This is a genomic window from Thalassovita mangrovi (assembly GCF_009857745.1).
In the GTDB taxonomy this organism is placed as follows: Bacteria; Pseudomonadota; Alphaproteobacteria; order Rhodobacterales; family Rhodobacteraceae; genus Thalassobius; species Thalassobius mangrovi.
The window spans coordinates 115,727-134,917 of the sequence record NZ_WWEN01000002.1 but is presented as its reverse complement, the minus strand read 5'-3'; the positions used below and the strand labels follow the sequence as shown (position 1 = coordinate 134,917).

Sequence of the window (19,191 nt, the reverse complement as noted above, 5' to 3'; positions counted from 1 at the left end):
GGGAGGAAACGGGATGACGCAGGGCCATAGCGTATTTTCAACCCATGAAGTCAGCAATCAGCCGCAACCGCGCGGGGCGCGCGATCTGTGGGCCGACGATGCGCCGCTCAGGGACTGGGCGAAGGCGACCGGCGCCGATGGTGCGGCCTTGGCCGATGCCGGGGCCGCCTTTGGCACCGAGGACATGCTGCAAGCCGCCGAGGATGCCCGCCGCGATCCGCCGCGGCTGAAGCTGTTCGACCGCTCCGGGCGGCGGCTGGACGAGGTGCATTTTCATCCCGGCTATCACCAGGTGATGGATCTGGGGATCACCCACGGCTATGCCGCGAGCGCCTGGGAGGGCAAAAAGGGCGGCCATGTCACCCATGCGGCTTTGTGTTACTACATGGCGCAGCTGGAACCGGGCGTGTCCTGCCCGCTGACCATGACCTATGCCGCCGTGCCCGCCCTGCAGAATGATCCGGCGCTGGCCGAGGCCTGGGCGCCGAAGCTGACCGCGCGCCATTACGATCCGTCGGTCAGGCCCTTGTCGGCCAAGCAGGGCGTCACCATGGGCATGGCGATGACCGAAAAGCAGGGCGGATCGGACGTGCGCGCCAATTCCACCGCGGCGGTGCGGATGGGCGATCATTACCGGCTGACCGGGCATAAATGGTTCTGTTCCGCGCCGATGTGCGACGGCTTCCTGACCCTGGCGCAGGCGCCGGACGGGCTGACCTGTTTCCTGGTGCCGCGCTGGTTGGAGGATGGCAGCCGCAACACGATGCATCTGCAGCGGCTGAAGGACAAGCTGGGCAACAAGGCCAATGCGTCGTCCGAGATCGAGTATCACAATACGCTGGCGTATCGGCTGGGCGACGAAGGCGCGGGCGTCAAGACGATCATCGAGATGGTGCATCACACCCGGCTCGACACGGCTGTGGCGCCGGCGGGGCTGATGCGCGCCGCCTTGGCCGAGGCCAAGTGGTGGGTCAGCCATCGCAGCGCCTTCCAGCGCCGGCTGATCGACCAGCCGCTGATGCAATCGGTGATCGCCGATCTGGCGCTGGACTGGGAATCGGCGCTGGCGCTGGCAATGGGCTGCGCCGCGGCCTTCGACAGCGAGGCGGAGGAGGACCGCGCCTTCGCCCGCATCGCGGTGGCGCTGGCCAAGTACCTCAGCAACAAGCGCGCGCCGGGCATGATCTACGAGGCGATGGAGACGCTGGGCGGCATGGGCTATATCGAGGAAACGCCGATGCCGATGCTCTATCGCGAGGCGCCGCTGAATTCGATCTGGGAAGGATCGGGGAATGTGATCTGCCTCGATATCCTGCGGACCCTGGCGCGGGCGCCGCTGGCGGGCGAGGTTCTGATGGCGCGGCTGCAGCGCGTGGCCGGGGCGGATGCGCGCTACGACGCGGCGCTGAAGGCGCATCTGGACCGCTGGCCCGCGCTACCCTCCGAGGCCGAGGCGCGTTGGTTTACCGAAAGCCTGGCGTCGCTGCTGGCCGCGTCCTTCCTGATCGAAGGCGCGCCCCATGCGGTGGCGGATGGCTATGTGGCGACCCGGCTGGCCGGGCAGCGCGGCGCGACGGCGGGGGCGGTTTCGGGGATCGACGTGGCGGCGATTGTCGCGCGGATTTAAGCGGGTAGCGACCGGCTGCGGGTGGGCGCACGAAACTTCGTGATTGGCAGTTTATCTCGCCGCCTCTTCCGCCGTTTCAGTATCGTTTGGACAGTGAAGAAGCGCCCGCCCGTGTGGGCGGTCGGGCGCTGCCCGGCGGCGCGGAGCGCCGCTGTTCGGGCGGGGGCAGCTTTTACGGCGCTTCCCGCTCGTCCAGTCTCAGCTGCAGCATCGCCAGATCCAACCAGCGGCCGAATTTCTGCCCCACCTGCGGCATGAACCCGGTCCGCTCGAACCCCAAGGCTTCGTGCAACCGGATCGACCCGGTATTGCCGGCTTCCACCGCCGCCACCATGACGTGGAAACCAGCCTCGCGGGCCCGTTCGATCAGCGCTTGCAACAGCGCCCGCCCGATGCCGCCGCCGCGCCGCGCGGCATCGACATAGACCGAATGTTCCACAGTCATCTTGTAGCCGTCGAAGGCGCGGAACGGGCCGAAACTGGCATAGCCCAGCACATTGGCCCCGTCGCAGGCGACCAGCACCGGGAAACCCTGCGCCTGCCGGTCGTCGATCCAATGCGCCCGGTTTGCCGCATCCACCGTCACGTCGTTCCAGATCGCGGTCGAATTCATCACCGCGTCGTTATAGATCGCGGCGATGGCGGCCGCGTCTTCGGCTGTGGCGTTCCTGATCTGCATCTTCATCTCTCCAACGAAAAGGGGCGGCCAGTGCCGCCCCGTTCCCTCAATTCCAAGCGCTCCGGGGCAGGGATCAGCCCGCGACCGAGGCGTCGTAGATCGACTGCACGCTGGCGTCGAGCGTGGCGTCGAATTCTTCGTCGCTCTGCTGCGCCGACAGGCCTTCGGTCAGCGCGCGCGAGAAGCTGGCGATCATGCCGGTGTTCTGCGACAGGCGGGTGTTGGCCTCTTCCCGGCTGTAGCCGCCCGACAGCGCCACGACGCGCAGCACCTTGGGGTGATCGACCAGCGGTTTGTAGGTGTTCGCCACTTCCGGCAGGGTCAGCTTCAGCATCACCTGCTTACCGTCTTCGAGCGCGTCGAGCTGCTTGGTGATCTCGGCCAGCAGGATGTTCTCGGCCTCAGCCTTGTCGGCGATGGTGATGGTGACTTCGGGTTCGATGATCGGCATCAGCCCGTGACCCAGGATCTGCTTGCCGATCTCGAATTGCTGCGCGACAACCGCTGCGATGCCGGTGGGCGAGGCGGCGTCGATCACCGAGCGCATCTTGGTGCCGAAAATGCCCTTCGACACGGCCTTTTCCAGCAGCGCGTCGAGATCGGGCATCGGTTTGAGCATCCGCACGCCGTCTTCTTCGTCGGCCAGCCCCTTGTCGACCTTCAGGAAGGGCACGACCTGGCAGTCTTCCCACAGGTAGGTGGCGGTCGGCTTGCCGTCGATATCGCCGTCCATGGTGCGTTCGAACAGGATCGCGCCGATGATGCGGTTGCCGTTGAAGCCTTTCGACTTGATGATCCGCGCCCGCATCTGGTGGATCAGGTCGAACATTTCGGCGTCCGAGCTGTAGGCGTCTGCCTCGATGCCATAAAGCTGCAGCGCTTTCGGGGTGGAACCGCCGCTTTGGTCAAGCGCGGCGATGAAGCCGTCGGCCGATCGGATTTGTTCGGTTTGTTTCTGGTCGGTCATGTTCAATTATTACCCTGCTGCAATCGATTTGGGCGTCCTTCGCCCGGTTCGGCCTAGCCAATAGGCGACCGTGCGGAGGGATACAATTCGGTTGCGCTAACACCGCGGAACTTTTTCGCGGCTTTGCGGTTCCGGCAGATATCGTGGTGAAAAGGAAAGCGAAAACGTCCCCGAAGGGGGAACCGCCCGCGCGCGCGGGCGGGACATCCGGGCGCGCGCCCGGATGCGCCCCGTATCAGGCGGCGCTGGCTTCCAGAGCGGCGACGCCAGGCAGGGTCTTGCCTTCCATCCATTCCAGGAAAGCGCCGCCGGCGGTGGAGATATAGGTGAAATCGTCGGCCGCATGGGCCTGGTTCAGCGCGGCCACCGTGTCGCCGCCGCCGGCAACCGAAATCAGCGATCCGGCGCGGCTCAACTCGGCCGCCTTTTTCGCGGCGGCGTTGGTGCCGGTGTCGAAGGGTTCGATTTCGAACGCGCCCAGCGGGCCGTTCCAGATCAGCGTCCGGGACGCCTCGAACACTGCGGTGATGCGGTCCACCGCCTGCGGCCCGGCGTCGAGGATCATCTTCTCGGCGGGGCAGGCATCGGCAGCGACGACCTTGTTCTTGGCGCCCGCCTTGAATTCGCAGGCCACCACCACGTCGGCGGGCAGTACGATATCGCAGCCCGTGGCCTTGGCCTTTGCCAGGATCTCGACCGCGGTGTCGGTCATGTCATGTTCGCACAGCGACTTGCCCACATCGATGCCCTGCGCCGCGAGGAAGGTGTTGGCCATGCCGCCGCCGATCACCAGGTGATCGACCTTGTCCACCAGGTTGCCCAGCAGTTCCAGCTTGGTCGACACCTTGGCGCCGCCGACCACCGCCACGACGGGGCGCTGCGGGTTGCCCAAGGCGCTTTCCAGCGCTTCCAGCTCCGCCTGCATCAGACGCCCGGCGCAAGACGGCAGGAAATGCGTCACCCCCTCGGTCGAGGCATGCGCCCGGTGGGCGGCGGAAAACGCATCGTTGCAATAGACATCGGCCAGTTTCGCCAGCCGCGCGGCGAATTCGGGATCGTTCTTTTCCTCGCCGGGGTGGAAGCGGATGTTTTCCAGCAGCACGACCTCGGCCGCCTTCACTTCGCTGGTCGGGGATTCCGCGGCGTCGAGCGTTTCGACGAAGGCGACCGAATGGCCCAGGGCCTTTTCCAGCGCCTTCAGGGTGACGCGCAGGCTCATGTCCAGCACGACCTTGCCCTTGGGGCGGCCGAAATGAGCGACCAGCAGCGGCTTGCCGCCCTTGGCCAGGATATCCTCGATCGTCGGCACGATGCGTTCGATTCGGGTGGCGTCGGTGACATGGCCATCCTTGACCGGCACGTTGATATCGACACGCACCATCACGCGCTTGCCGTTCAGATCCATGTCGTCAAGAGTTTTCCAGGCCATGCAGTTTCCTCCTCGCGTCTTTTACGGCTGTCATGACCCGAAGCGGGCGTTGCGTCAAGCTGATGCTTGGCAATCGCGCCGGGGAAGCTTAGGTAACAATCAACGCATAAACGAAGGAGCCCGACATGGCCGATATCAAAGACCCGGAGAACACCATCCTGATCGAATTGAAGGACGGGACGGTCGTCATCGAACTGCTGCCCGACGTGGCGCCCAAGCACTGCGAGCGGATCAAGGAACTGGCCCGCGCAGGTCAGTATGACAACGTCGCCTTCCACCGTGTGATCGACGGTTTCATGGCGCAAACCGGCGACGTGCAGAACGCCAATATGGAAAAGGATTACAACCCGGGCCGCGCCGGCACCGGCGGGTCCGATCTTCCTGATTTGCCTGCGGAATTTTCGAAACTGCCGCATGACCGGGGCACCCTGGGCGCGGCGCGTTCGATGAACCCGAACTCGGCCAATTCGCAGTTCTTCATCAACTTCAAGGACAACCATTTCCTGAACGGCCAATACACCGTCTATGGCCGGGTGATTTCGGGCATGGAATTCGTCGATGCGATCACCCGCGGCGAGCCGCCCGCGAATCCCGACCGGATGATCAGCATGAAGGTGGCGGCCGATGTCGAAGCGTAACAAATCGGCCCTGATCGGCGCGGTTCTGGCGGCCGCGCTGGCGGGTCCGGCTGCGGCGACAGGTCTCAGCATCGAGGTCGAGGGCGAGGGCGCAAACGGCACCATCACCATCGACCTGTTCGAAGATACCGCCCCCGGTCACGCGGCGCAGATCGCCGCGCTGGCGGCTGAAGGCGCCTATGACAACGTGGTGTTTCACCGGGTGATCGACGGCTTCATGGCGCAGACCGGCGACGTGCAGTTCGGCAAGCTTGGCGGCGACATGCGCATGGCCGGGCGCGGCGGGTCTGACCGGCCCGACCTGAAGGCGGAATTTTCCGATATCCCGTTCGAGCGCGGTGTCGTCGGCATGGCGCGGTCGCAGGACCCGGATTCGGCCAATTCGCAATTCTTCATCATGTTCGCGCCGGGGCATTTCCTGAACGGCCAATATACCGTTGTGGGCAAGGTGACCGGCGGCATGGAGGTCGTGGACCAGATCAAGCGCGGCGAGGGCCGCAATGGCGAGGTCATGGGCCAGCCCGACGTGATGAAAAAGGTCACCGTGACCGAGTGATCGGCGCGTTGTGAGTTAGAGGAAAGGCCCGGCGATGTGCCGGGCCTTTTTCGTTGGGTGTAGCGTTTTACGGTTCAACGCAGGGCAGGGCGCGGGCAGCGACCGGCCGCGCAAGGCGCCGCTGTTCGGGCGGTGGCAATAGTCCCAGCTCGCGTTACCCGGCGTCGGCCATGTTCTCCCGCGCCAGCTCCCCGGCGAAGCCGACCAGCGTTTCCAGCGCGTCGCAGAACAGATCGTCCGCCACCGTCATCGCCACCCGCACATGCCCCGCCGCGGCCTGGCCGAAGCTTTCGCCCGGCATCACCGCGATCCGGCGCGCGTCCAGCAGCGCATTGGCGAACCCGTCGCCGCTCAGCCCCGTCGCGCGGATATCCAGCAGCAGATACATCGCCCCGTCCGGATGCACCGCCTTCACCGCGTTTTGCCCGGCGAGGATTTGCAGCGCCTTTTCGCGGCGGCGGCGGAACGGGGCGGCGATGGTTTCCTCGGCCGCCTCACCCTGGTTCAGCGCATAAAGCGCGGCGTCCTGGATGAAGCCGGGCACGCCGTAATTGGTGGTGATGGCCAGATCGGCCAGCGGCGCGATCGCCTCGGCCGGGCCGATGATCCAGCCCAGGCGGCTGCCGGTCATCGCGTGGCTTTTCGACATCGACCCGATCACCAGCGTGCGCTCGGCCATGCCGGGCAGGGCGCGCGGGCTCAGGTGATCGCCCTGCCAGATTTGGCTGTCATACACCTCGTCCGAGATCAGCCACATGTCGTGATCTTTCACCACCCCGGCGATGCCTTCCAGAGTGTCGCGCGAATAGACCACCCCGGCAGGGTTGTTCGGCGTGTTGATCAGCAAGGACCGCGCGCCTTCCGCCGCGGCATCGATATCGGCCGCCCGGGGCTGAAACCCGGCCTCGGGCCGCGCTTGCACCGGCACCGGCACCGCGCCGCCCGCCCGGATCGTGCCGGGATAGGTGACGTAATAGGGATCGATGAACAGCGCCCGGTCGCCCGGATCGCAGCAGGCCAGATGGGTCGCGAACAGGGCCGCCTGGCCGCCCGCGGTGATCAGCACGTTGTCGCGCCCGGTTTCCACCCCGCTGCGCGCCTGGAATCGGTCTGCCACCTTGTCGCGCAGCGCCTTTATGCCCGGCACCTCGGCATAGCCGGTATGGCCGCCCTGCGCCGAGCGGTGCATCGCGTCGAGGATATCGGGCGCGGTGCCGATATCGTGTTCGCCGATGGTCAGTTCGATCACCTTTTCGCCCGCCGCCTTCAGCGCCCGGGCGCGATAGAACACCTCCCAGCCATCCGATCCGCCATCGTTGATATTCTGCACCCGGGAAGACAGACGCATATTCGACCTCATCTCGTTGTTTTCGCGCGGCAATCTTCATCCTGCACGCATAAGTTCCGCCGCAGCAGGCCCGTGATTTCAGGAATTGTCAATTCAGCGATTGTGACCCGGGCCATCACGGTCTATCATCGCCGCCATGAACGCTTCGACCTGCATCATCTGCTGCATTATTACCTGCTGAGTTTCTCAGGCGGGCCGTTCTTTACTTCCAAAGATATAACGAAGTTGATAAGCCCGCCGCGAGCCCGGCTGCGCCTGCGAGGACTTATGACGACCATCAAGCTGCACAACACCAGGACCCGCCAGAAAGAGGTCTTTACCCCGATCGATCCCGACAACGTGCGGATGTATGTCTGTGGCCCGACCGTCTATGACCGCGCCCATATCGGCAATGCGCGGCCCGTCGTGGTCTTCGATACGCTGTTCCGGCTGCTGCGCCATGTCTATGGGCCCGATCACGTGACCTACGTGCGCAACTTCACCGACGTGGATGACAAGATCAATGCGCGGGCGGCGCAAAGCGGCCGCGCGATTGGCGAAATCACCGCCGAGACCACGCAATGGTATCTTGACGACATGGGGGCGCTCGGCGCCTTGGAACCGACCCATATGCCGCGCGCCACCGCCTATATCGGCGCGATGATTGCGATGATCGAGGACCTGATCGCCAAGGGCCACGCCTATGCCGCCGAGGGCCATGTTCTGTTCGCGGTGGACAGCTACAAGGAATACGGGCGGCTGTCGGGCCGCTCGGTCGACGACATGATCGCCGGCGCCCGGGTCGAGGTCGCGCCCTACAAGCGCAACCCGATGGATTTCGTTTTGTGGAAGCCGTCGTCGGACGACCTGCCCGGGTGGGACAGCCCCTGGGGCCGCGGGCGGCCGGGCTGGCATATCGAATGCTCGGCCATGTCCGACGATCTGCTGTGGGAAAAACCGCTGGCCGAGGGACGGCTGTCGGAAGCGGCCAAGAAACAGCCGCACACGTTCGACATCCATGGCGGCGGCAACGACCTGATGTTCCCGCACCATGAGAACGAAATCGCGCAAAGCTGCTGCGCCCATCCCGAGGGCCATTTTGCAAATTACTGGCTGCACAACGAGATGCTGCAGGTCGAGGGCAAGAAGATGTCCAAGTCCCTGGGCAATTTCTTCACCGTGCGCGACCTGCTGGACGGCCATGACGGCATGCCGCCGGTGCCGGGCGAGGTGATCCGCTTCGTGTTCTTGTCGACCCATTACGGCAAGCCGATGGACTGGACCGCCAAGAAGGCCGCCGAGGCCGAGGCGACGCTGCGCAAATGGCGCAAGCTGGTCGAGGGCGTGGAGCCCGGAGCGGTGAACGAGGCGGTGTTGAATGCGCTGGCCGACGATCTGAACACCGCAGGCGCCATTACGGAACTGCACAAGCTGGCGAATGCGGGTGACGCGGCGGGGCTGAAGGGCTCGGCGCGGCTGTTGGGGCTGCTGACCGACGGCTTGGGCGATTGGGCGGCGGAGCCTGACGTGGACCTGAGCGGGCTGGCGGATAAGCTGGCGGCGATCCGGGCGGCCGCGATGGAGAGCAAGGATTTCTCCGAGGTGGACCGGATGAAGGCGGCGCTGCTCGACGCGGGCGTCGAGGTGCGGATGAGCAAGGCCGGGGTCGAATTGCTGCCCGGGCCGGGCTTCGACGCCGCCAAGCTGGAGGGGCTGTGATGGCACGGTTTCGCCTGCGGCGGGCGGGTAAAGGGGGGCTGTCTGCCCCCCTCTCCGTTGAAAATCGTGCGATTTTCAACGCATTCACCCCCCGAGGATATTTCAGAACAGAAGAAGATGGGGGCCGGGGATGAGCGGCGAGCGTCTTTACATCTACGACACCACCCTGCGCGACGGGCAGCAGACGCAAGGGGTGCAGTTTTCCACCGCCGAGAAGGCGCAGATCGCCGCGACGCTGGATGCGTTGGGGGTGGATTACATCGAGGGCGGCTGGCCCGGCGCCAACCCGACCGACAGCGAATTTTTCGAAGCAAAACCGCAGCTGAAGGCGCGCTTCACCGCCTTCGGCATGACCAAGCGGGCCGGGCGGTCGGCGGAAAACGACGACGTGCTGGCGGCGGTAATGAATGCCGGGACCGAAGCGGTCTGCCTGGTCGGCAAGACACACGATTTCCATGTCGAGACGGCGCTCGGGATTTCGCTGGTGGAAAACACCGAGAATATCGCGCGTTCGGTCGAATACCTGGTGGCGCAGGGGCGCGAGGCCCTGTTCGATGCCGAGCATTTCTTCGACGGCTACAAGGCGAACCCGGGGTATGCGCTGGAAACGGTGAAGGCGGCCTATGAGGCCGGGGCGCGTTGGGTGGTGCTTTGCGATACCAATGGCGGCACCCTGCCGGGCGAGATCGGCGAGATCACCCGCGCGGTGATCGCGGCGGGTATCCCGGGCAGCCACCTTGGCATCCATACCCATAACGACACCGAAAGCGCGGTGGCCGGATCGCTGGCTGCCGTCGATGCGGGCGCGCGGCAAATCCAGGGCACGCTGAACGGGCTGGGCGAGCGTTGCGGCAACGCCAACCTGACCACGCTGATCCCGACGCTGCTGCTGAAGGAACCCTATGCCAGCCGTTACGATACCGGAATTTCGCGCGACGCCCTGACCGGGCTGGTGCGGGCGAGCCGTCAGCTTGACGATATCCTCAACCGGGTGCCGTTCCGGCAGGCGCCTTACGTGGGGGCCTCGGCCTTTGCCCACAAGGCGGGGCTGCACGCGAGCGCGATCCTGAAGGACCCATCCACCTACGAGCATATCGATCCAGGCCTGGTCGGTAACGAGCGGATCATCCCGATGTCGAACCAGGCCGGCCAGTCGAACCTGCGCCGCCGCCTGGCCGAGGCCGGGTTGCAGGTCGACAAGGGCGACCCGGCGCTGGCCCGCATCCTGGAGACCGTCAAGCAGCGCGAGGCCGAGGGTTATACCTATGACAGCGCGCAGGCGAGTTTCGAACTGCTGGCGCGCAGCGAACTGGGCCTGAGCCCCACCTTCTTCGAGGTCAAGCGCTACAAGGTCACCGTTGAGCGGCGCAAGAACAAGTACGACAAGATGATCAGCCTGTCCGAGGCGGTCGTGGTGGTGAAGGTCGACGGCGAAAAGAAACTGTCGGTGTCGGAATCCCTGGATGAAACCGGCAGCGATCGCGGCCCGGTGAACGCGCTGGCCAAGGCGCTGTCCAAGGATCTGGGGCGCTATTCGGAACAGCTGTCCGATATGCGGCTGGTCGATTTCAAGGTGCGCATCACCCAGGGCGGCACCGAGGCCGTTACCCGCGTCATCATCGACAGCGAAGACGGGCAGGGGCGGCGCTGGTCCACCGTGGGGGTGTCGCCGAACATAGTCGACGCGTCCTTCGATGCGCTGCTCGATGCGATCAACTGGAAGCTGCTGCGCGAAGGAAACCACTAGGATGATCGGGAAAATTCCACGCATTGTCGCCAGTTTCGTGGCGGTGCCGCTGGCCATCGCCCTAGGGCTGATCGCGTCGCAGCGGCCCATCGAAATGGCGGGCGCGGGCGGTTTGGATTTTTCCCGTCAGGTCGTTCGCAAGGGCGATCCGCTGCCGGTTGAGAAAGTGGCGATGCGCGACGGGTTCGGCTTGTCGGTTCGCCATGTCGGGCAGGGCGGCGACAAGCCGCTTCTGGTGCTGGTGCACGGATCGGGCTGGCATGGCGCGCAATTCGACGCGCTGGCGCCGCAGCTGGCGGATGTGGCCGAGGTTCTGGCGCCCGACCTGCGCGGTCACGGGGCCGAGCCGGAGCGGCGCGGCGATGTCGATTATATCGGCCAGTTCGAGGATGACCTGGCCGACCTGATCCGCGCCACGGCGCAGCCGGGGCAGAAGGTGGTGCTGGCCGGTCACAGCTCCGGCGGCGGGCTGGTGGTGCGTTTCGCCGGCGGGGAACATCGCGACCTGATCGACGGCGCTGTCCTGATGGCGCCCTTCCTGAAATACAACGCCCCCACCACGCGGCCCAATTCCGGTGGCTGGGCGCATATTCTGCTGCGCCGGATCATCGGGCTGACCATGTTAAACGCCGCGGGCATCAAGGCGCTGAACCATCTGACGGTGATCCAGTTCGACATGCCGAAGACGGTGCTGGACGGCCCGCTGGGCCATACCGCGACCACGGCCTATTCCCATCGGCTCAACACGTCCTTCGCGCCGCGCAGTGCCTATGAGAAAGATATCGCAGCACTTCCCCGCTTCCTGCTGATCGCAGGGGCCGAGGACGAGGCGTTCTTCGCCGACCGTTTTGAGCCGCTGATGGCGCCGCTGAACGGCAACGGGCAGTACCGGCTGGTCGAGGGCGTGTCGCATCTCGACATCGTCGATGCGCCCGAAACCAAGACCGCGATCCGGGACTTCCTGAATGAGCTTTGACGATCCCGACCTGATCGCCTGCGCCGGGTTGGTGCAGCGCGCCGATCCCGACCGGTTCCGCGCCGCGATGGCCGCGCCGGTGGCAGCGCGCGCGGTGCTGTTCCCGCTATTCGCGGCCAATGTGGAAATCGCCCGCGCCCCCTGGGTGACGCAGGAAGAGATGATCGCAGAGATGCGGCTGCAATGGTGGCGCGACGCGATGGAGGAGATCGCGCAGGGCAAGACGCCGCGCCGGCACGAGGTGGTGACGCCGCTGGCGCGGGGGATCGATGCCGCCGGCGCGGCGCTGCTGGACGGTTTGATCGAGGCGCGCCGTTGGGACATCTACCGCGATCCCTTCGCGGACGAGGCGGCGTTCGAAGACTATCTGCAGAAAACCTCCTCCAACCTGCTGCTGGCGGCGGTGCGTGCGCTCGGGGACGGGGACGAAGACGTGGTACGCGATCTGGGCTACGCCCTGGGGCTCGCCAATTACCTGCGCGCCATCCCGGCGCTGGAAAAGGCCGGTCGGGTGCCGCTGCTCGATGGCCGGGACGATAGCGTGGCGGCGCTGGCCCGGGACGGGCTTGAGCGGCTCAAACGCGCCCGCGCGCGGCGCGCTCAGGTCTCTCGCACCGCCGCGCCTGCGCTGCTGTCGGCCTGGGCCGCGGCGCCGGTGCTGGCCCAGGCGGCGCAACAGCCGCAACGGGTCAAGGCGGGCGCCCTGGGCACCTCGGACTTCCGCAACGCGCTCAGCCTGATGTGGCGCGCCCAGACGCTGCGCTGGTAAGCCAGCTTCTTCTGTTCAAAAATATCCCGGGGGAGTCGTTGAAAATCCAACGGATTTTCAGCGGCGGGGGCAGCGCCCCCAACCTTCACTCATCCTTCGGCTGGAACATCAGCCAGATCAGCGCACCGCCTGCCAGCATCAGGAACGGCGCCATCGCCAGGTTGACGCTTGTCCAGCCCGCCTGCGCGGTGCCGCCCGAACAGTTCATCAGCCCGCCCGAGGCCAGCGAGGCCGTGGTCACGCCGCCGAAGACCAGCAGGTCGTTCAGCCCCTGCATCTTGCCGCGCTCTTCCGGCTCATGCGCCCCCGCCAGCATGGTGGTGGCACCGATGAAGCCGAAATTCCATCCCACACCCAGCAGGATCAGCGCGACGAAGAAGTTTTCCAGATCCACGCCCTGCAGCGCCACAGCCCCGGCACCGGCCAGGATGACCAGCCCTATGGCGACGACCTTTTCCACCCCGAAGCGGGCGATCAGGTGGCCGGTGAAGAAGCTCGGGATGTACATCGCCAGCACGTGGGCGCTGACCACGTCGGCGGCGGTGTTCTTCTCGAAGCCGCAGCCGACCACCGCCAGCGGCGTGGAGGTCATCACCAGGTTCATCAGCGCATAGGACACCATGGCGCAGATCACCGCCACCGCGATGCGCGGGGTGGTGATCAGTTCCCAGCGGGTCCGCCCGCGCGGCGCGTCGGGGTGGGCGGCGACGGGTTTGGGGATTTCAAGCAGCACGAACAGGAACGACCCGATGACATTCACTCCGATCACCGCCAGGTAGGTCCCCATGAAGGGCACCACCATCGCGTCGGCGGTGACTTTCACCAGCTGCGGCCCGATGATGGCCGAGGCCAGACCGCCCGCCATCACGTAGGAAATCGCCTTGGGCCGGAACGCGTCGCTGGCGGTATCGGCGGCGGCGAAGCGGTAAAACCCCTGCGCCGACATGTAGATGCCGGTGATCAGGCTGCCCAGCAGGTAGACCGGGAAAGAAGCGGTATAAAGCCCGTAAGCCCCCACCGCGCCGCCGATCGCCCCGGCGGCGGTGCCGATGAAGAACCCGGAGCGGCGGCCGTATTTCTGCATGATATGCGAAATCGGCGTCGCCGCTGCCATGCTGCCCAGCACGATCAGCGAAATCGGCAAGGTGGCGAAACACAGGTTGGTGGCCAGCGCCTGTCCGGCCAGCCCGCCGATGGTGAAGATCATCGGCATCTGCGCGCCCAGAATGGCCTGGGCCAGCACCAGGATGATCACGTTGCGCCGGGCGCGGCGATCGTCGGAGACATATTCAGCTTGGGTCATGTGAGGATTGCTAGAGCCTTGTCCCGGCTGGCGCAAGGCGGGAATTGTGACGGGAACAATCGGGGGCCAGCCCCCGAACCCCCGGGATATTTGTGAACAGAAGAAGCGGGGTCAGGGCGCGCGGTCGATGACATGGGCGAAGGAGCCGCTGACCCGGTTCAGGCGGAGCCCCATGTCGGGCAGGGCCTGTCCTTCGGCATCATGGGCGGCGAACAGCGGCGGGCCGTCCGCCTTGAGCGTGGTGGCATAGTGGAATTCATGGGCTGTCAGGGGCATGGCGAAGGGACCGCCGAGCGGGGTCAGGCGGCGATAACCCAGGTGCAGTTTGCGGGTGGCGAAGGAGGTTTCCAGCGGCAGCAGCCCGGCCATTTCGTGGCGCTGGCCCTCGGCATCGGTCAGGCCCTGCCCGAGGATCATGTATCCGCCGCATTCCCCGTATATATCAGAATGTTGCGCGGCACTTTGCAGGCTTTTGATGAAGGTGTGATTGCCGGCCAGGCGGCCTGCGTGAAGCTCGGGATAGCCGCCGGGCAGATAGACGAAATCGGCCTCGGGCACCGGATCGTCGGCCAGCGGCGAGAAGAACCTCAGCTCCGCCCCCTGCGCGCGCCAATCGGCTAGCAGATGCGGGTAGGAAAAGGCGAAGGCGCGGTCGCGGGCGATGGCGATCACCTGCGCCGGGGGCGGCAGGCGAGTTTGCCCCGTCGCCGCAGGCAAGGGGCGGGCGAGCGTCAGCAGGGCGTCGCGGTCGAGGGTTTCGGCCAGCGCATCGGCGGCGCGGTCGAGAAAGGCGTCGAGATCGCTGCGTTCCCCGGCCTGCACCAGCCCGAGGTGACGCGACGGCATGGCAAGGGCGGGATCGCGCCGCAACGCTGCCAGCACCGGCAGGTTCAGCGGCGCCAGCGCACGGCGCAGCATCGTTTCGTGCCTCTCGCTGCCGACGTTGTTCAGGATCACGCCCGCGAGGTGCACCTGCGGGTCATGGGCAGCAAACCCCGCGACCAGCGGCGCCACCGATTGCGCCATGCGCCCTGCGTCGACCACCAGGATCACGGGCAGGTCCAGGATGCGGGCGAGATCGGCGACCGCCCCCTTGCCGTCGGGCGGCGCGCCGTCGAACAGGCCCATCGCGCCCTCGATCAGCAATGTGCCTTCGCCCGCCGCCAGCGCCCTGATCCGGTCGGGCATCATCGCCCAGGCGTCGAGGTTCAGGCAGGGCGCGCCGCAGGCGGCTTCGTGAAAGCGCGGGTCGATGTAATCGGGGCCGGATTTGGCGCCCCTGACGCTGATCCCTTCGCGGGACAACAGCCGCAGCAGCGCCAGCGTCACCGTGGTCTTGCCCGCCCCGGAGGACGGCGCGGCGAGGATCAGCCCGATCACGCGTTTTCGGCCGGGCGGCCGCGGCCCAGCGGATCGAGGTTGCGCGGTCGCGCGCCCTGCATCAGCGCCTGCCAGTCCAGCACCTGCCGCATCAGCACCGACCGCCCGACGCAGAGGATCGCGGGCGGCTCCAGATTGCTGCCTTCGATATCCGCCGCCATACGGCCCAGTGTGGTTTCCAGCACCTGCTGGTCCGGGGTCGTGGCCGAACAGACCACCGCGCAGGGTTCATCCGCAGGCCGGCCCGCGTCCAGCAGCGCATTTGCGATCCGTTCCACATGTTTCATGCCCATGTAGATCACCAGCACCTGGGCGCCCTCGGCGATCGCCTTCCAGTTCAGCGAGGATGGCGTTTCGCCGGTCTGGTCATGGCCGGTGACGAAGGTCACCGACTGGTTCACGTCGCGATGGGTCACCGGGATACCGGCATAGGCCAGACCGCCGATCCCGGCGCTGATGCCGGGGATGATCCGCACCGGCACGCCGTGCTGGATGAGCGTCTGTGCCTCTTCGCCGCCGCGGCCGAACACGAAGGGATCGCCGCCCTTCAGACGCAGCACCTTCTTGCCCTCGCGCGCCAGATCGACCAGCCGCAGCGAAATATCGCGCTGCTTCGCCGACGGCTTGCCGCCACGCTTGCCGGCATAGATATGTTCCGCCTGCGGCGCCCAGTCGAGGATCGCCTTTTGCACCAGCGCGTCGTAGATCACTACGTCGGCCTGCCGCAGACCGTTGATCGCGTGCAGCGTCAGCAGCCCGGGATCGCCGGGGCCGGCACCGCAAAGCCAGACCCAGCCGGGTTCGAGAGTGGGCCAAGTGCCGGCGGGAAGGGGGAGCGAGTCTGTCATGACCTCCTTATGCCGCGCTTCGTCCGCGCGTTGAAGTCTGGAAACGACATATTGGCGCGGCCGCGCGCGGCGCCTATATTCGCGGCGATGAGCCGGAAACCCCAAAAGGAACTGCGCCGTGGCTGGACCACGGGCGCCTGCGCCACCGCCGCGACGCGCGCGGCGCTGATGATGCTGTGGGGCGAGGGGCGGCCGGACAAGGTGCGGATCACCCTGCCGCGCGGCGAACGCCCCGAATTTGCCATCGCCGAGGCGGCGCAGGGCGCGAGCTGGGCCGAGGCCGCGGTGATCAAGGATGCGGGCGACGATCCGGACGTGACCCATTGCGCGCTGATCCGAGCGCGGGTCGAGGCCTCAGATGGCGGGGTGGTGTTCGCTGCCGGCGAGGGCGTGGGTACGGTGACCAAGCCCGGCCTTCCGATCCCGCCGGGCGAGCCCGCGATCAACCCGGTGCCGCGCCAGATGATGGCGCAGACGGTTGAGCTGATGGCGAAACGGCTGGGCCAGGCGCCCGACATCCGCATCACCGTGTCGGTGCCCGGCGGCGAAAAGCTGGCGCAGAAGACCTGGAACCCGCGCCTGGGGATCAAGGGTGGGCTGTCGATCCTGGGCACCACCGGCATCGTGCGGCCGTTTTCCTGCGCGGCCTGGATCGCCTCGATCCATCGCGGGGTGGACGTGGCGCGGGCCGAGGGTTTGACCCATGTGGCGGGCTGCACCGGGGCGACCTCGGAACGGGTGGTGCAGGGGCTTTATGGCTTGCCCGACGGGGCGATGCTGGACATGGGCGATTTCGCGGGCGGGATGCTGAAATACATCGCCCGCCACCCGGTCGAGCGGGTGACCGTGGGCGGCGGCATCGGCAAGCTGACCAAGCTGGCACAGGGCGCGCGCGATCTGCATTCGGGGCGCAGCCAGGTGGATTTCGATCTGCTGGCCGAGTGGATGGGCGATGTGCGGCTGAAGGGCTGTAATACCGCGTTGCAAGCCTATGAAATCGCAGGGGAAGGTTTGGCTAGTCAAGTGTCAAAAAAGGCGTTGGAACAGGTGCGGGGCATGCTGCCCGACAGCGTTGTGGCCGATATCGTGGTGATCGATCGCGGTGGCGCGATCCTGGCCCGGGCGGGGGCGGCATGACGCTTTTGCTGCTGGCCGGAACCTTTGAGGCGCGTCAGGTGGCGCGGGGGCTGGCCGAGCGGGGCGTGACGGCCATCGCGTCGCTTGCGGGCGAAACCCGGACGCCGGAAGCCCTGGCGATCCCGACCCGGATTGGCGGGTTCGGCGGGCGTGAAGGGTTCGAAACCTTTCTGGAGCGGGAAAACATAACAGCGATCCTCGACGCGACCCATCCTTTTGCGGCCAAGATCAGCCATCGCACGGCGCAGGTGGCGCGGGACCGGGGGCTGCCTTATTGCCAGTTTCTGCGCCCCGCGTGGGAAGTCGGGCCGGGCGACGATTGGCGGCACGTGGCGGACGAGGCGGAGGCGGCAAGCCTGATTCCCGCCGGGTCGCGGGTGTTCCTGGCCACCGGGCGCAAATCGCTGGATCGGTTTGCGCAGCTTTCGGATTGCGACGTGACCCTGCGTGTGGTCGATCCGCAACCGGGGCCGTTTCCCTTGCCGAAGGGGCGGTATCTGGTGGCACGGCCGCCGTATCGGCTGGAGGATGAAAGGGCGCTTCTGGCGGAGCTGAGTGTGGATTTCGTTGTGGCAAAAAATGCAGGTGGAACGGGGTCTTACGCAAAGCTCCTCGCGTCGCGGGAGCTGGGCATCCCGGTGCTGATGATCGACCGGCCGCCGCAACCGGACGGGCCGAAAGTGGCGATGGTGGACGAGGCTTTGAATTGGGTGGATAACTTATGACCGGACGGATTATCGAAACCGAGGCCTGCGTCGCCGAAGGGATCGAATGGCTCTGCGCCAATGATCCGAAAATGGCCGAGGCCCATGCCGCCACCGGGCCGCTGCCGCTGCGCCGCAAACCCGACGGGTTCACCCAATTGCTGAGCGCCATCGTGTCGCAACAGGTCAGCGTCGCTTCGGCCAATGCGATCTGGCGGCGGCTGGAAGAGGCCGGGCTGCTGAGCGCGGATGCCATCGCCGCCAACACGCCCGAGCAATTGCGCGAGGTCGGGCTGAGCCGACAGAAAGCGCGCTACGCGCTGGCGCTGGCCGAGGCGGGGATCGACTACGACGCGCTGCGCGCCGCGCCGAACGAGGAAGTGATCGAGGTGCTGACCGCCGTGACGGGCATCGGGGTGTGGACGGCGGAAATCTACGCGATGTTTTCGCTGGGCCGCGCGGATGTGTTCGCGCCGGGCGATTTGGCGCTGCAGGAAGCGGCGCGCATCCTCTATGGATTGGACGAGAGGCCCAAGGAACGCGCCCTGCGGCAAATGGCCGAACGCTGGAGCCCGTGGCGCGCGGTTGCGGCGCGGCAGCTCTGGGCCTATTACCATGTGGCAAAGGACAGGGAAGGGATCAGATGACACGGGTTTTGCAGGCAGGGCGGAAAGAGCCCAAATCGGGTGAGACGCGCTCTGTCGTGGTGTTTCTACACGGCTATGGCGCCAACGGGGCGGACCTGCTGGGGCTGGCCGATCCGCTGTCGGATCACCTGCCCGATACGCTGTTCATCGCGCCCGACGCGCCGGAAAACTGCGCCGGGGCGCCGTTCGGATACCAGTGGTTCCCGATCCCCTGGATCGACGGGTCGTCCGAGGAAGAGGCCGAACGCGGCATGGTGCAGGCCGCCCAGGACCTGAACGCGTTTCTGGACGCGGTGCTGATCGACGAGGACCTGCTGCCGGAACAGATGGTTCTGTTCGGGTTCTCGCAGGGCACCATGATGTCGCTGCACGTGGCGCCGCGGCGCGAAGACGAGGTGGCGGGGATCGTGGCGTTTTCCGGCCGGCTGCTGTCGCCGGAACTTCTGGCCGACGAGGCGGTGTCGAAACCGCCCGTGCTGCTGGTCCATGGCGATCAGGACGATGTGGTGCCGGTGCAATCGCTGCCCGAGGCAGCCGAGGCGCTGCAGCAGGCGGGGTTCGAGGACGTTTACGCCCATATCATGAAGGGCACCGCCCACGGCATCGCGCCCGACGGCTTGTCGGTGGCGCTGGCCTTCATGCGCGACAAGCTGGGGCTGTGACGCCTATCGGGTAGTGGAGGGGCTTTGCCCCTCTTGGCCCAAGGGCCAATTCACCCCAGGATATTTTTTAACAGAA

The 19,191-nt window shown here is 66.2% G+C and carries 18 protein-coding genes; 11 read left to right on the top strand and 7 right to left on the bottom strand.

Annotated features, from left to right (window positions below; genetic code table 11):
• Positions 1-13: 13 nt before the first annotated feature.
• Positions 14-1,627, top strand: a complete 1,614-nt coding sequence (locus GR167_RS02405) for an acyl-CoA dehydrogenase family protein (protein ID WP_160971856.1) — start codon at positions 14-16, stop codon at positions 1,625-1,627.
• 172 nt (positions 1,628-1,799) lie between these two features.
• Here GR167_RS02405 and GR167_RS02400 read toward each other — a convergent pair whose 3' ends face one another.
• From GR167_RS02400 to GR167_RS02390, 3 genes are all read right to left on the bottom strand, one after another.
• A complete protein-coding gene (locus tag GR167_RS02400; RefSeq protein WP_160971855.1) occupies positions 1,800-2,306 on the bottom strand; it encodes a GNAT family N-acetyltransferase in 507 nt (168 codons plus the stop codon).
• Between the two features lie 73 nt (positions 2,307-2,379).
• Positions 2,380-3,273: a fructose bisphosphate aldolase gene (locus tag GR167_RS02395; protein WP_160971854.1), complete on the bottom strand. Its 894-nt coding sequence runs from the start codon at positions 3,271-3,273 to the stop codon at positions 2,380-2,382.
• 235 nt (positions 3,274-3,508) lie between these two features.
• Entirely contained in the window at positions 3,509-4,702 is a 1,194-nt protein-coding gene (locus tag GR167_RS02390; RefSeq protein ID WP_160971853.1) for a phosphoglycerate kinase, read from the bottom strand.
• 125 nt (positions 4,703-4,827) lie between these two features.
• Here GR167_RS02390 and GR167_RS02385 point away from each other — a divergent pair, with 125 nt between their 5' ends.
• Together GR167_RS02385 and GR167_RS02380 are read left to right on the top strand one after the other, a co-directional pair.
• Positions 4,828-5,340, top strand: a complete 513-nt coding sequence (locus GR167_RS02385; protein WP_160971852.1) for a peptidylprolyl isomerase — start codon at positions 4,828-4,830, stop codon at positions 5,338-5,340.
• Positions 5,327-5,896, top strand: coding sequence for a peptidylprolyl isomerase (locus GR167_RS02380; protein ID WP_160971851.1), 570 nt, complete (start codon positions 5,327-5,329; stop codon positions 5,894-5,896). The genes GR167_RS02385 and GR167_RS02380 overlap by 14 nt, the downstream gene beginning before the upstream one ends.
• A gap of 154 nt (positions 5,897-6,050) precedes the next feature.
• On the opposite strand, the gene GR167_RS02375 is transcribed toward GR167_RS02380, so the two are convergent.
• Positions 6,051-7,244, bottom strand: a complete 1,194-nt coding sequence (locus GR167_RS02375) for a pyridoxal phosphate-dependent aminotransferase (RefSeq protein ID WP_160971850.1) — start codon at positions 7,242-7,244, stop codon at positions 6,051-6,053.
• 267 nt (positions 7,245-7,511) lie between these two features.
• Here GR167_RS02375 and cysS point away from each other — a divergent pair, with 267 nt between their 5' ends.
• The 4 genes from cysS (at position 7,512) to GR167_RS02355 (ending at position 12,434) form a co-directional block, all read left to right on the top strand.
• On the top strand, positions 7,512-8,942 hold the full coding sequence (gene cysS / locus GR167_RS02370) for a cysteine--tRNA ligase (protein ID WP_160971849.1): 1,431 nt from the start codon (positions 7,512-7,514) through the stop codon (positions 8,940-8,942).
• Between the two features lie 130 nt (positions 8,943-9,072).
• A complete protein-coding gene (gene cimA, locus GR167_RS02365) occupies positions 9,073-10,689 on the top strand; it encodes a citramalate synthase (RefSeq protein ID WP_160971848.1) in 1,617 nt (538 codons plus the stop codon).
• Position 10,690: 1 nt separating this feature from the next.
• Positions 10,691-11,665: an alpha/beta hydrolase gene (locus GR167_RS02360; RefSeq protein WP_160971847.1), complete on the top strand. Its 975-nt coding sequence runs from the start codon at positions 10,691-10,693 to the stop codon at positions 11,663-11,665.
• On the top strand, positions 11,655-12,434 hold the full coding sequence (locus GR167_RS02355) for a squalene/phytoene synthase family protein (protein ID WP_160971846.1): 780 nt from the start codon (positions 11,655-11,657) through the stop codon (positions 12,432-12,434). Before GR167_RS02360 ends, GR167_RS02355 begins: the two co-directional genes overlap by 11 nt.
• An 85-nt stretch (positions 12,435-12,519) precedes the next feature.
• On the opposite strand, the gene GR167_RS02350 is transcribed toward GR167_RS02355, so the two are convergent.
• The 3 genes from GR167_RS02350 to cobA all read right to left on the bottom strand — a co-directional run bounded on the left by GR167_RS02350 (position 12,520) and on the right by cobA (position 15,965).
• A complete protein-coding gene (locus GR167_RS02350; protein ID WP_160971845.1) occupies positions 12,520-13,737 on the bottom strand; it encodes an MFS transporter in 1,218 nt (405 codons plus the stop codon).
• Between the two features lie 111 nt (positions 13,738-13,848).
• Complete coding sequence (locus GR167_RS02345) at positions 13,849-15,117, bottom strand: cobyrinic acid a,c-diamide synthase CobB (protein ID WP_160971844.1); 1,269 nt, start codon at positions 15,115-15,117, stop codon at positions 13,849-13,851.
• Entirely contained in the window at positions 15,114-15,965 is an 852-nt protein-coding gene (gene cobA, locus GR167_RS02340) for a uroporphyrinogen-III C-methyltransferase (protein ID WP_160971843.1), read from the bottom strand. The genes GR167_RS02345 and cobA overlap by 4 nt, the downstream gene beginning before the upstream one ends.
• A gap of 87 nt (positions 15,966-16,052) precedes the next feature.
• On the opposite strand from cobA, the gene GR167_RS02335 reads away from it, so the two are divergent.
• From GR167_RS02335 to GR167_RS02320, 4 genes are read left to right on the top strand one after another with little or no spacing between them, the layout of a single operon-like run.
• On the top strand, positions 16,053-17,102 hold the full coding sequence (locus GR167_RS02335; RefSeq protein WP_160971842.1) for a cobalt-precorrin-5B (C(1))-methyltransferase: 1,050 nt from the start codon (positions 16,053-16,055) through the stop codon (positions 17,100-17,102).
• Positions 17,099-17,827: a cobalt-precorrin-6A reductase gene (locus GR167_RS02330; protein ID WP_160971841.1), complete on the top strand. Its 729-nt coding sequence runs from the start codon at positions 17,099-17,101 to the stop codon at positions 17,825-17,827. The genes GR167_RS02335 and GR167_RS02330 overlap by 4 nt, the downstream gene beginning before the upstream one ends.
• On the top strand, positions 17,824-18,453 hold the full coding sequence (locus tag GR167_RS02325) for a DNA-3-methyladenine glycosylase family protein (RefSeq protein ID WP_160971840.1): 630 nt from the start codon (positions 17,824-17,826) through the stop codon (positions 18,451-18,453). The genes GR167_RS02330 and GR167_RS02325 overlap by 4 nt, the downstream gene beginning before the upstream one ends.
• Positions 18,450-19,115: an alpha/beta hydrolase gene (locus GR167_RS02320; protein WP_160971839.1), complete on the top strand. Its 666-nt coding sequence runs from the start codon at positions 18,450-18,452 to the stop codon at positions 19,113-19,115. Before GR167_RS02325 ends, GR167_RS02320 begins: the two co-directional genes overlap by 4 nt.
• Positions 19,116-19,191: the final 76 nt, after the last annotated feature.